This is a genomic window from Streptomyces sp. NPDC020845 (assembly GCF_044334165.1).
Taxonomy (GTDB): Bacteria; Actinomycetota; Actinomycetes; order Streptomycetales; family Streptomycetaceae; genus Streptomyces.
In genome coordinates, this window is the sequence record NZ_JBIRSJ010000013.1 from 282,942 (window position 1) to 295,588 (window position 12,647).

The window sequence follows — 12,647 nt, forward strand, 5'->3', positions numbered from 1 at the left end:
TACCAGGGAGCTTGCGTACCAGGGGGCGGCTACTCGAACCAGCGCTGCGGGCTCGGCGCCGTGTTGCGCCAGATGTGCTTGGTCTCCTGGTATTCGGCCAGCCCCGCCCGGCCCAACTCCCGCCCCGTGCCGGACTGCTTCATTCCGCCCCACTCGGCCTGCGGCACGTAGGGGTGGAAGTCGTTGATCCACACCGTCCCGGCGCGCAGCCGCGAGGCCATCCGGTGTGCCCGGGCGGCGTCCTGTGTCCATACGGCCGCGGCCAGGCCGCAGACGGTGTCGTTGGCCAGGGCGAGCGCTTCGTCCTCGTCGCGGAACCGCTCGACCGTCAGCACCGGGCCGAACGACTCCTCCTGGACGACGGACATGTCCGGGGTGCAGTCGTCCAGCACGGTGGGCAGGTAGTAGTAGCCGTCCTCCAGCGTGGGGTCGGCCGGGGGCGTGCCGCCGCAGCGCAGCACCGCGCCCTCGTCCAGCCCGGCCGCCACATACATCGCGACCTTCTCGCGGTGGTCGGCGGAGATCAGCGGGCCTGCGCGGGCGCTCTCGTCGAAGGGGCCGCCGAGCCGGATTCTGCGGGCGCGGTGGACGACCTCGTCGACGAACGCGTCATGCAGCTTCTCCTGGACGAGGAGCCGGGCGCCGGCCGAGCAGACCTGTCCGGAGTGGAGAAAGATGGCGGTCAGGGCGTGGTCGACGGCGGCGTCGAACTCGGCGTCGGCGAACACCACATTGGGGTTCTTGCCGCCCAGCTCCAGGGCGAGCTTCTTGACCGTGGGCGCGGCGGCGGCCATGATCCATCGCCCGGTGGGCACGCTGCCGGTGAACGACACCATGTCCACCCGCTCGTCCGTGGTCAGCGGCGCGCCCACCGTCGACCCGGTGCCCAGGACGAGATTGGCGGTGCCCGCGGGCAGCCCGGCCTCCGCCAGCAGCCGCATCAGGCCGATCGCGGAGTGCGGGGTCAGTTCGCTGGGCTTGAGGACGAAGGTGTCGCCGGCGGCGAGCGCGGGGGCGACCTTCCAACTGGTCTGCAGCAGCGGGTAGTTCCACGGGGCGATCAGGACGCAGACGCCGACCGGCTCATGCACGACCCTGCTGTCGATCTCGGCGCGGCCCGCGTCGACGACCCGGTCCGCCCCGTCGGTCGAGGCCAGATCGCCGAACCAGCGGAAGCAGGCGGCGACATCGTCGAGGTCGTACTCGCTCTCGACCAGCCGCTTTCCGGTGTCCATCGACTCCGCGCGAGCCAGCTCGGCCTTGTCGCGGCGCAGCAGATCGGCGACGCGCAGCAGCAGCCTGCCCCGCTCCGCGGCGGGGAGGCGGGGCCACGGGCCGCGGTCGAACGCGTCCCGGGCGGCCTCGGCCGCGGCGGAGGCGTCCTTGGGTCCGGCGTCGTCGACCGTGCCGACCAGCGTGCCGTCCGCGGGGGAGTGGATCTCCCTCACTTGTCCGTCGAGAGCGGCGGTCCACTGGCCGCCGATGAACAGCTCCGGCATGGGGCGCCTCCGGGCTCGGAGGGACGGTGCGCATACCTGTGGCGGTGCGCATGAACCCGTATGTACCGAGCCTAAGCGGCGCCCCCCGGCCTCGCACGGCGTATGAGGGGCATCCGCCTGGGTCCGGCTGGTGTACGCGTACACCAAAGTGACGGGGGAGCCGGGGGTGACGTCCTCGGCCCGCCGCGCGGCATGCACAATCCCTGCCATGGTCCGTGATCCGCAAGCTCCGCAAGCCCCGCAAGCCCCGCGATCCCCGCAAGCCCCGCAGTCCCCGCACGCTCTCGCCGACGAACTGCTCGCCGCCCTCGATCCGCTGCCCTACCCGAGCCGGATGCGGGAGCTGGCCCTGCGAGCGCGGGCGGCGAGCGCGCACGGACAACTGGCGGGGCTGCTCGAAGAGCTGTCGGAGCGTGGCGGGTACGAGCGGGCGCTGGCCGTGACTGCCGCGGCGGTGGGTGGCCGGACCGGCTATCTGGAACGGCGGCTGGCCGATCCCGACCCCGTCGTACGCGGCCACGCCCTCAAGGCCGCGCGCCATGGACAGCTCACGGACGCCGCGCTGGAGGCCGCCTTCGAGGACGCCCCCGCCGCAATACGGCGCCAGCTGGCCCGTACCGTCGTCGCCGGGCGGCGCACCGCGCTCGCCGACCGCCTCGTCGAGCCCCTGCGGGAACGCTGGGGCGACGGCGAGGCGGCCCGGCTGCTGCCCGGCTGCGGGCCCGAGACCGTCGCCCGGCTGCTCCCGGACCTCTTCCACGCCGTCACCAGCTGGCGCGCCCTCGCCTCCCGCCACCCCGCCGCGGTCCTCGACGAGGCCGAGCGGCAGCTGGCCGCGCTCCCCGAGGCGCTGCGCCACCACTGGTGGTTCCGCCACGCACCCTGCGTCGCGCTCGCGGCGTCCGCCGAGCCGCAGCGGGTCCTCGGGCTGCTGGAGCAGCTCTGCCACAGCGTGCTGCCGCTTCCGGTGCGGCATCGGCTGGGCGCGCTGGCCGCCGCCGAGCCCGGCCGCACGATACGGCTCCTGCTGGCGCCCGAACACGCCGGAGTCCTGCGCGGCCGGGGCCTGGAGCGGGCCGTGCTGCGGCGACTGGTCCGCGCGGACCCGCCCGAACTGGTCGACCTGGCGCGGGCGCTGGGCCACGATGCCCAGGCCCTGTCCCGGCTGCTGGCCGCCCTGCCGCCCGCCCGCCGCCCCGACTTCTTCGACGCGGCCGTCGCCGAACGCGACCTGAGCCGCGCCGAAGTGGAGCCCGACCTGCTCGAGGTGCTGCCCCGGCCGCGCCGAGTGGCCGAGGCCCGCCGGATGGCGGCGCGGGCGCGTGAGCGGGGCGCGCACTGGGCCACCGTGCTGGAGTCGGTCGCGTATCTGCCGGTCGAGGAGGCACGCGATGAACTGCTGCGGGCCGCCCGCCGCTCCTCGGCCGACGACCGCGCGCTGGCCTTCCCGCTCCTCGTACGCAACACCGCCCGCTCCGGTGACCCGGACGCGGTCACCTCGCTGCTGGCCCTGCTGGAGCGGCTGCGCAACGAACAGGACCCGGTGCGGTCGGCCGCGCTGCGCGCACTGGCCGAGACGCACCCCTCCCTCTTCCTCGACGCGGCCGCCGAACACCTGGACCGGATCGCCACCGACGCCATCGAGGCACGCGACTCCTCGCCGGCGACCCGGCAGGCCCTGCGCCTCCTGGCCGTCGCCCTCCTGCGGGAGCACGCCGTCACCGGCCGACGCGAGCTGATCGGCTGGGCGCTGCGCACCGTCACCCGGCTCGCCGGGAACGTCGGCCGCACCGACCTGGGCCGGCTCGACCACACCCTGCGGCGCGGCCAGGAACAGGCGGTCTTCGAAGCGCTGCGGCCATGGCTGGAGGCGGGCGCCGACCGGGTCGACCACGAGCTGACCTTCGCCCTCACCCGCTCGCTCGGGCGCCGCGCACACGCCATGCCCGAGCTGCAGGAACTGCTGCGGCAGGCCATTCAGTTCGGCAGCAATACGACCGTCCGCACGGCCGTGGGGCTGTGGCTTGACGACCCCGCGCGGCGCGACGAGCGGGTCGCCGAACTGCTCGCCCTCGAGCCCTCGGCCGCCGTGCTGCCGCCCGTCCTCGCGGTGCTGACGCACCGCCGCACCGATCTGCTCGACGTCGTGCTGGACGACACCCCTCCCTACGGCCGCTTTCTGACGCCCGGCAGCCACTGGACGCCCCCGGTCGACCGCAGCACCGGCCGCTGGCTGCCCCGCCAGCGCGCCGCCGCGGCCCGGCTCCTCGCCCGCGCCGCCGCCGACGGCTCGCTGCGCACGGACCAGCGCACGGCGGCCATCGCCGCCGCCGCGCGCATCCCGGACTACGGCGCCGAGACCGCCCTGGCCTGGGCCGACTCCGACGACGTGGCCCTGGCGGAGGCCGCCCTCGCCGCCCTGGCCCGGACCGACCGCCCGGGGGACCACCTTCCCCTGCTGCTCACCTACGCGGGCGGTGACCGGGCCCGGGTGGCGGTCTACGCGGGCACGAGGGCGTCTCAGTACGTGGCGCCGGCGCGGCTGGAGGGGCTGCTGCGCGGGGTGCTCGCGCCGGGGGAGGCGGCGACGGGCGCCGCGGCCGCGGCCGTGGGCGTTGGGGTGGCTGTCGAGGTGGCACCCGGGGAGGCTGCTGGGGTGGCTGAGGTGGCTGCCGAGGTGGTGGAGCAGCCGGTCCCGCACCGTCCGGCGGATCCGCACGATCCGGCGGCGCAGGCTCGTCCAGCCGGTCCAGCCGGTCCAGCCGGTCCGGCTGCTCAGGCCGCTCCGGTGGCTCCAGCCGTGCCCGCGAAGGTCACCAGCCGGAAGGAGGCCGCGCGGCTGGCCGCCACCCGGCTGCCGACCGCCGATGCCGCCGCGCTGCTCGTCGACGTGTACGACGCGCCGGGCCAGCACCACGATGTGCGGGCCGCCTGTGTGGCCTTCGCGACCGGGCTGCTCGGCCACGAGTCCGCCTGGGAGCTGCTGTCGGCCGCCGCCCGTGGGCGGCGCGAACTGCGGTGGGTTGTGCTGCGCAACCGCCCGCTGGACCTGCCCGAACTCCACCGGGCCCGCTACGCCCGCCTCGTACAGGACGCATGCGACACCGACGACCCCGAGGTCGCCTGGGCGGGCCACGCCGCGCTCGCCACCTGGTCCCCCTGGGCGCCGGACGCGGCTGCGGTGCTGGTGGCCGCCGCCACTGACCTGGACGACCGGGCCTGCTGGCAGTCCGCCGCCGACGCGCTGATCGACCTGATGGCCGCCGTGCCCGGTGGCATGCCCGCGGACAACCCCCTGGCCTGGGTCCTCGCGGCCCTCGCCGCCGCCGACGCCCACCCGCACGTGCCCGACGCCGAACCGGACCGTGACCGCCCGGCCCGACGCCGCATCCGGCGCATCACCGACAGGCTGGCCCAGCACAGCCGGATGCGGCCGGGCACGATGCGGCCCGTGGCGACCGCGGCGGCCGAACTCCTCGCGGGCTACGAGACCTTCGTCACCGACGCCGCCCATGTGCTCGTCAACGCCGTCGACCTGGACGCCGAGCCCCGTGTCCTCACTGCCGCACTCGCCCGGCTGGCCCGTCTGCACGCCACCCGGCCCGCGCTCGCGGCCCATACCGCCGACGCCCTCAGCCAGAGGCTGCGCACCGCCTCGCGGCCCGGCCGGAGCGAGGCCCTGCTGCGGGCCGCGCGGGACCTCGGCGACGACGGCGCACTCGCCTCCGGGCTGTTCGCCGTCACCCTCACCGACGTGGGCGGCGCGCGTACGGAATGGGCGGAGCCCTGGCGGACCCGGCTGCGCGCGCTGCGCCGCCACCCGCACCCGGACGTCCGCGATGCCGCGCTGTTCCTGACGACCGCGCAGGAGTGAGCGCTCGTGAGCATGACGCCTAGTCATTCCGGCGCCAGACCTGTTCCTCGAACTGGTAGCCGTACTCCGGGCGCCCCTTGACACCGCTGGTGCGGAACGGCGCGCCGTGGTCGTCGATCCGTATCGTCCCCTCGCGGTCGCCACTGGTCCAGTCGAGCTCCAGATACCAGTTGCAGTCGCAGCCGGACGTACGGGCGTTGACCAACAGCACCTCTGGGTCCGTGTCGGACACGCGATACGGAAAGCGGACGGCGGGGATCGGCTCGCCGGCGTCATTGCCGTCCGTCGGGACGGCCAGGGGCCGGGCGGCGTCCAGGTTGACGGAGAAGGCGCGCGGGGTCAGGGAGCCGCCGCAGCCGTTGTCCATCGTGAAGGAGGACCAGGGCAGCGGGGCGCGCCTCCCCACCACCCGCACGTGCAGGGCCTGCAGCACGACGGCCGACTCCGAGCGGCCCTTCACCGTCATCTCGACGTTCGTCGTGCCGCCGTGCACCGCGCCATGCGCGGACGCCCAGGCCGCGGCGTCCTGCTCGACGGGCGGCGGGGCGACCTGGGACGGCGGACGGTTGATGAGATAGCGGTGACCGCAGCCGTTCTCCCAGACGTGGGAGCGAGTGCTGATGGTGAGCGGGGTGCCGCTGCCCGGCTTGTCGTCCCGGCCGCTGCCCGAGCCGCCGCCGCTGGATCCGCCCTGCCTGGGCGACGCGGAGGCGGACGCGCCGCCGCGCCGCTTGTCGCCCCGGGGTGAGGCCGACTCGTGCCCGTCCGCCGTGTCGTCCTTCTTGAGCTCGCCCCGCGCGGTGGGGCGGGTTGATGGTGCGGTGCCTGACGCGGGCGCGGAGGATGCGGGGGACGAGGGCGATGAGGGGGACGTGGCGGCCTCCTCCCGCTCGCCCCCGGTGGTCGGCCGAACCTCCACGGCCGTGAGAGCGAGAACGGCCGCCGCGGCCGCCCCGAGCACCAGCCCCCACGGTCGGCTCCGCCAGGCGCGAAGCCCGTCCGCCCGACTCCCCGCGCCGTCCACCGCCGGGACGGGTCGCAACGATCCGCGCCCCGCCGCGCCCCTCTTCCTTCTTCCTGCAGCCTCCGCCGCGCGCCCGCCCGGAACATCGGACGCCCGCCCGCCCCGCGCCACGTTGCTCCCTACCGCGCGCCGTTCGCCGCCGACCCGCGCCCGCTGCCGCTCGGCCGACGGACCATCACCCCCACGCGCCCCCAGTCCTGTGCCGGCCCCGCCCGCACGCGAGGCACCGCCCTGGCCGGCCACGCCAGCGCCGCCCGCGGACTCCCGCCCTGCCGTGCCTTCGGCGGTGGGGGCTGCCTTGGTGTGGCCTTGGGGCGTGTCGTCCCCGGGCGCGTCGGCCCCTGGGCCAGCGGGACGTGGAGTCTTTCCGCGCTTGTCGTGGCCGGATTCGGCCGAGCCCTCTACGGCGAAGGCCGCCGTGGCCCGGCTTGCGGAAGTGTCGCTCCCCGTGGTGGCGTCCTTCGCCGTGCCCCCCGCCTCGCTCGCGCGGGCCCGTGACGGATCGGCCGCCGTGGCGTGGGCTTCCGCTGTTCTTGCCGACGACGCGTCAACCGCGGTGTCACGCCCGACCCTCGGACCCGGCTCACCCGACACGGCGGCTTCGGCGGTCAACGGGCCCCCGATGCCGGTCGCGTCATCGGCACCGCAATCCGCCGTCCGCCCAGCACCCGACTCCGCGGGGCCCGGGCCTCCCTCGTCAGCGATCGACCGATCGCCGTTGCCGGGCGCGGCAGCGGGGGAGCCCACGGGGGTGAAGGGGGTGCGGGGTTGGCCGATGTCCGGATCGGAGGAGCCGGGCGCCTGCGCCGCCGACAGCGCGGGCGCGCGGTGGTCCGGCTGGGCCGGGGACGAAGTGTTTCGTGTTCCCGTGGGGCTCGGCGAGCTGTCCGCCGGGCCGTCAGCCGCGCGCGGTCGCTTCGCTCCGCGCGGCTCGCTGTGGGTGCCGGCCGTCGGCCGCTGCTCCTCATCGCCGCCTACGGCAGCCGCCTGACCCGCCGCGTCGTGGCGGTCGGCGGTGATCCCTGCCACGTCCTGCTCTCTGTCGCTCTGCCCCGCCGGGTCGGGGGTGCGGGCGGGCTGTGGCGGGTGACGGTGCGGTTCGGCGTCCCGCCCTGCCTTGTGGGCGTCGGCGGTTCGCCCTTCGGTCTCGGGGGCTCCAACGGCATCGGGCGCCCCGACGGCCTGCGTCGCCGAGCCGCGCCTGGTGGTGGCGCGCCCTGATACGCCGTCCGGCGCGGTCGCCGGCACGCTGCCGCCCCGGCCGGAGGCCGCTCGTCTTGCCGCGTCCGCCAGGATCCACCGGCGGTGTAAGGCGATCAGCTCCTCCGGTGCGGCTCCGCACAGCCGCGCGAAGCGCTCCACCGGCGCGTACTCCGCCGGCACCGCGTCACCGTTGCAGTAGCGGTGCAGCGTCGACGTGCTGACGTGCAGTCGCGCCGCCAGCGCGCCGTAGCTTTGGCCCGATCGGTCCTTCAGCCTGCGCAGACTCTCCGCGAACTCGGTGATCTCTTCCCCGTTGCTCACCTGAACCACCCCCCACGATTCCATACACCGCCACCCGCGCTCAGGTTCCACCGTCCCGCGACCGCGTTCCAGGCTGTTGTTATTCCCCCAAGTCAGAGTACGTGTAGGCATTCCAGCGTCCCGGATGCCACGCCACCCGTAGCGGCGGCGGCACGGCGACGCCCACGCTGGGAACCGGCCGCCGCGACCGCCGTGGCGTATCACAGACTCGGACCGCAATGCCCCGGTCCGCGCAGATCCGGTCCGTACAGACGCGGGCCGAAGAGACGGGAAACACCTCATGCACAGGCACAAGCACAAGCGCTCCCTCCGCGCCGGCCTCGGCGCCCTCGGCGCCCTCACCGCGGCCGCCGTGGCCGTTGTCGGGACCGGAACGGCCCAGGCGAGCGTTCAGGCGGTTCCGGCCCATCTGGTGCCCAAGGAACTGCCGCCGCACCCGAAGTCGGACTGGTACGCGAGCGACGTCACCGAGGGTCTGCCGGAGAACGGTCCGTTCTGCGTCGAGCACACGCTGCCCTCGGCGGGCGCCACCCACCGGACGTTCTGGACCGAGTACGACACGAGCGCGAGCCAGGTCGTCGTCAGGACCGGGACCGTTGACGCCGCCCGCAAGCTCGCCGCGGCCGCCGAGAAGAAGATCCAGAACTGCGCCTCCGACTGGGTGCGGGACCACCCGGAGGGCACCGCCTCCTGGCGGGACTACGGAGCGGTCCGGGCGGAGGACGGGGCCCACGTCTACGGCGTCCACACCTCGTACCCGGACTCCGAGCCGGGCATCCACCTCTTCGGGGTGGGCCGCGACGGACGGACCGTGACCATCGTCCAGTGGGGCGAGATGGGCGGCTACGACCAGGCCCCGGTGGCCGACTTCGAGCGGACCACGACGACCGCGGTCGTCAAGCTCTACCAGGAGTAGCGCTCAGAGGGAGCAGCCACCGGAAGCGTTGTTCGCCCGGAGGCACCGCGTATCAAGGGGACCGTGTCCGGCCGTGTCGGCTACGCGTGCGCAAGGGGGGTGCGCGTCGTCGTCACGCCGACGAGTGTGGTGACAGCAGTCACCACATCGGTTCTCGGGAGGCGGGCGCCTCCGGGCGAGCGGCGTGAGTGGGGCCGTCGTGAAGTGACGCCTCGGGGGTACTGAGGAGATCGTGGTCAATGAGGCAGATCGCAGATCCCTGGAGGTCCCCGTGCCCAACAGCTCCCTCTCACTCGCCGCCAAGCTCTATCTGCTGGCCTGGGATCCCCGGACCGGACGGCCCGCCGATCCCGATCATCTGCCGTATCTGGTGCGGGCCGGGGCCCTCACCGAGCTCGCGCAGCGCGGGATGGTGGCCGACGAGGACGGCGTCGCGCGGCCGGTCGCCGACGCCAGGACCGGGGATCCGGCACTCGACTCGCTGCTCGAACTTATCTTCGAATCCCGGCCGCACACCTGGCAGGCCTGGGTGAGGCACCACGCGCGGCTGACCGAGCGCGCGGTGCGCGACCAGCTCGTGGCGGCCGGCTATGTGCGGGCCAAGGGCAGGCGGGCGCTGGGGCTGCTGCCCGTCAAGGAGTACGAGCTGGAGCGGCCGGATGTGGTGGCGGGGATGCGGGAGGACGTCGTGCGGCTGCTGCGCGGCGGGCAGAGCGTGTCGGAGGTGTCCGTCGGGGATGCGGCGCTCGTCGCCCTCGCCGCGGCGGGCGAGCTGCGGACCGTCGTGACGGCAGCGGACGCCAGGGCGCACAAGGCCCGGATCGCCGAGCTGGCGCGGCGCAGCGGCCAGGTGGGGCCCGCATTGGAGAAGGCGCTCGGTCAGGTGCGGTCGGCGGTGGCGGTCGCGGTCACCGGAGTGACGCTCTCGGGCACGTTGGCGGCGGCTGGCTGAGGAGCGGTGGCGAGCGACGCCGGCGGAGCAGGGGGAGCGAAGGGGAGGCGGGGGAATGGGGGGCAGGCGAGACGGGGGGAGTGGGCGGCAGGGGAGCAGGGTGCCCGGGAGAGGGGGCGGCCCGGCATCGGCGCCGGGCGCGGCGGGCACTGCCGGTCGCCCTGCCCCCTCAGGCCTCCCGCAGCAGCACGGCCAGGTCGTGGTCGAGGTCCAGCCGGGCGCTCTCGCTGCCCTCGGGCACCAAGGCGTACGACCGGTCGAGGAAGAGCTGGAGATCGTCGGTGTCGAACTGGACCATGGCCATGCCCTCCGGGGCGTGGAACTCCAGAACGGTGCGGTGCGGGCCGCACGGCCACACCAGCACATCGCCGCTGCCCGCCGGGCCCCGCAGCCCGGCCGTCAGCAGCTCACGCCCGAAGGTCCACTCCACCGCCTCCCCGTCCAGGGACGCGGTGGGCGGGAAGGAGACGCATACGGCGAACGGGTCCTCGCGTTCGTAGCGCAGGCATGCGGGGATGGCGCGTGCCTCGGGCGTCGATGCGATGAGGCGAGCCTGGACGGCTTGATCGATGACGGTGGTGGTCACAACGCCTGCTCCTTGCGATCGGTGCGGGTCCTTGCCTCTCTACGTCTGTAAGACGTACGGGCTATGACCCCAGTGCACCCGCGGCGGACGTGACGTGTGTCACGACCATATTTTCGGGTGGAGATGCGACATTTAGGCTTGCGGAATCCACGCAAAGTCTCAGGTGCCGTGCTGAGCTGTTACAAAACCGCGGCTGCGGCGAGGCATCACTCCAGGGGTTGTTCCACCATGACCGAAGGTCCCGCACCGCTGGACGCGGATACCTACATCCGGCTCCACCAAGATCACCATCCACACCTCATCGCCTACGCCCGCACCCTCATCGGCACCCCATGGCCGGCCGAGGACGCGGTCGCCGAGGCGTACTTTCTCGTGTGGCGGCGGTTGCGGGCGGGCGAGGCCGTCGGTGATGTTCCGGCCGCCCTGAAGGCCACCGTGCGTGACCTTGCCATGCCCGCCGCAAGGCGCGACCGGGCGCAGCGCGTCTCTTACGTCGACCTGCTCGCGCGCGTCATCGAGGATCTGCCGCAGCGGTGGGTGAAGGCGCTGTGGCAGGCGGAAGCGGAGCGGCAGCCGCCGGTGGCGGAGGCGGGCCGCCGGGCGGCGGCGGGTACGAGCCCCGCCGCCGCGCTGGAGCGGGCCCGGGACGGGATGCGCCAGCACTTCCTGCGGGCCCAGCCGGGCGGCCCGGCCGACCCGGCCTGCGGGTGGTGCTGGGAGCGGCTGCCCGAGCACGTACGGGGCGCGGACTCGCCGACCCAGGCGGAGCAGGTCGCGATCCATGTGGCCGGCTGTGCGGACTGCCGGACGCGGGTGGAGCAGCTGATGGCGGCCGACGCGCGGCTGTCCGCGCTGGTGGGTCCTGCCCTGATGGTTCTCCTGTCCCGGGGGACGGCCGACTACCTGGTGCCGCTGGCCCGCGCGGGCGGCGCGGTGGCGGCCCTGTCTTCCCTGCCATCGGGTGGCGCCCACGCGGGCCCGGCGGCCGACACGGTGAAGCTCCCGGCCCGGACGTCCGAGGACCGCCCCCCGCGCCACCGGGCGCGGCGACGGGCGGGCCGAGCCGGCCGGCCGGTCGCGGTCATGGCCGGGGCGGGCGCGCTGGCCCTCGCGGGGGCGGCGGTGGCGGCCGGGCTGGTGCTCACGGGCGGCGACTCGTCCGCACCTGAGCAGCGCACGGCGGGCTCTCAGCCCTCGTCCGTATCGTCCCCGGAAGCGACCTCGTCGCCGTGGGGGCAGGAGTCGGCGCGGTCGGACACGGCGGGACACGGGGCCTCGGGCGACGGCTCCGCCGGGCGCTCCACCAAGGGCGCTCCCTCCGGCGACGCCGCCGACCAGTCGCCGGGGCGCTCGCCGTCGTCGTCCACGGCGCCCTCGTCGGCGTCGTCCGCCCCCGGCACGTCCGGCGCGTCGAAGAGCACATCGGCGTCCGGGACGCCGTCCACGGCGAAGACCCCCACCCGGGCCCCGGCCACCCGGCAGCCGACCCCGACGCGGACGCAGAGCGCCACGCCCAAGCCGACCCGGAGCCAGGACCAGACCGCGACCGCTACTCCCGAGCCGACCACGACAACGACCGAGCCGCCCGCCGCGGAGCCGAGCAAGTCGACGAAGCCGACCGAGCCGGCCAAGGCGACCGACGAGCCCCCGGCGCCCGGCCGTAGCGGGGGAGACGGCTGGGACAACGGCTAGGGCCGGCTGCCGCAGGGGCCGGATCCGTCGCAGTACGGGGCGTTCGCGCTCGTCCCGCAACCGCACAGCGTCGCGCGGGTCTCCTGGCGGGGCCCCGTCGCGGTCTCGACCCGCAGGTCGCCGCGGACGAGGATCTGGCCCGAGTCCGTACGGGCGACCGCCGTGGGGCGGACCGGGGTCTCGGTTTGGCCGTTGGCCATCCGGTAGCGGAGGGCGCCGGAGGTGCACCGCCGGACGATCTCGGCGACGACATCGGCGGGGGCGCCGTTCGGCTGGATCCACGGCTGCCGCTCGGGGTCGAAGACCTGAGGCAGCGCCCGGACGCATTCGCCCGCGTGGAGACATCGCTCCGCTTCGTAGTGGATGGTGACCATGGTTCCCACATACGGCTTCGAGCGTTCGACGTCCATGGCCGCCTCAGCCCCCGGCTCGGCTCTTGGGATTCGACAACCCGTCTGACGAACGGTGGAACACGGGGTTTGACATGCGGTACGCCTCCTCGCTCCCCCCGCCCCACCATAGGAAGGCCCAACCGGTCCCGCGATTCGGCATCCGGCGTCACTCGTCCGTGGACGGCGTC

At 74.8% G+C, this 12,647-nt stretch carries 8 protein-coding genes; 4 read left to right on the top strand and 4 right to left on the bottom strand.

The window, feature by feature from the left end:
- Nucleotides 1-29 precede the first annotated feature (29 nt).
- A complete protein-coding gene (locus ACH4U7_RS33760; protein ID WP_398531568.1) occupies nt 30-1,499 on the bottom strand; it encodes an aldehyde dehydrogenase family protein in 1,470 nt (489 codons plus the stop codon).
- Nucleotides 1,500-1,707: 208 nt separating this feature from the next.
- Here ACH4U7_RS33760 and ACH4U7_RS33765 point away from each other — a divergent pair, with 208 nt between their 5' ends.
- Nucleotides 1,708-5,373 (top strand): hypothetical protein, encoded by a 3,666-nt coding sequence (locus tag ACH4U7_RS33765; protein WP_398531569.1) that lies wholly within the window; start codon nt 1,708-1,710, stop codon nt 5,371-5,373.
- 19 nt (nt 5,374-5,392) lie between these two features.
- Here ACH4U7_RS33765 and ACH4U7_RS33770 read toward each other — a convergent pair whose 3' ends face one another.
- Nucleotides 5,393-7,921, bottom strand: a complete 2,529-nt coding sequence (locus ACH4U7_RS33770; RefSeq protein ID WP_398531570.1) for a helix-turn-helix domain-containing protein — start codon at nt 7,919-7,921, stop codon at nt 5,393-5,395.
- A 280-nt stretch (nt 7,922-8,201) separates the two neighbouring features.
- Between ACH4U7_RS33770 and ACH4U7_RS33775 the strand changes: the two genes are divergently transcribed.
- Both ACH4U7_RS33775 and ACH4U7_RS33780 read left to right on the top strand, forming a co-directional pair.
- A complete protein-coding gene (locus tag ACH4U7_RS33775; RefSeq protein WP_398531571.1) occupies nt 8,202-8,837 on the top strand; it encodes a hypothetical protein in 636 nt (211 codons plus the stop codon).
- 271 nt (nt 8,838-9,108) lie between these two features.
- Complete coding sequence (locus tag ACH4U7_RS33780) at nt 9,109-9,789, top strand: GPP34 family phosphoprotein (protein ID WP_398531572.1); 681 nt, start codon at nt 9,109-9,111, stop codon at nt 9,787-9,789.
- Nucleotides 9,790-9,958: 169 nt separating this feature from the next.
- On the opposite strand, the gene ACH4U7_RS33785 is transcribed toward ACH4U7_RS33780, so the two are convergent.
- Complete coding sequence (locus ACH4U7_RS33785) at nt 9,959-10,375, bottom strand: SsgA family sporulation/cell division regulator (RefSeq protein ID WP_398531573.1); 417 nt, start codon at nt 10,373-10,375, stop codon at nt 9,959-9,961.
- A gap of 228 nt (nt 10,376-10,603) precedes the next feature.
- On the opposite strand from ACH4U7_RS33785, the gene ACH4U7_RS33790 reads away from it, so the two are divergent.
- Nucleotides 10,604-12,067, top strand: coding sequence for a zf-HC2 domain-containing protein (locus tag ACH4U7_RS33790; protein ID WP_398531574.1), 1,464 nt, complete (start codon nt 10,604-10,606; stop codon nt 12,065-12,067).
- Here the strand turns inward: ACH4U7_RS33790 and ACH4U7_RS33795 are convergent.
- Nucleotides 12,064-12,477: a (4Fe-4S)-binding protein gene (locus tag ACH4U7_RS33795; RefSeq protein WP_398531575.1), complete on the bottom strand. Its 414-nt coding sequence runs from the start codon at nt 12,475-12,477 to the stop codon at nt 12,064-12,066. The genes ACH4U7_RS33790 and ACH4U7_RS33795 overlap by 4 nt on opposite strands.
- Nucleotides 12,478-12,647 lie beyond the last annotated feature (170 nt).

Bases quoted from the DNA above. Each gene is read 5' to 3' on its own strand.
- ACH4U7_RS33760 (WP_398531568.1), bottom strand. From the start codon at position 1,499: ATGCCGGAGCTGTTCATCGGCGGCCAGTGGACCGCCGCTCTCGACGGA.
- ACH4U7_RS33765 (WP_398531569.1), top strand. From the start codon at position 1,708: ATGGTCCGTGATCCGCAAGCTCCGCAAGCCCCGCAAGCCCCGCGATCC.
- ACH4U7_RS33775 (WP_398531571.1), top strand. From the start codon at position 8,202: ATGCACAGGCACAAGCACAAGCGCTCCCTCCGCGCCGGCCTCGGCGCC.
- ACH4U7_RS33790 (WP_398531574.1), top strand. From the start codon at position 10,604: ATGACCGAAGGTCCCGCACCGCTGGACGCGGATACCTACATCCGGCTC.
- ACH4U7_RS33795 (WP_398531575.1), bottom strand. From the start codon at position 12,477: ATGGACGTCGAACGCTCGAAGCCGTATGTGGGAACCATGGTCACCATC.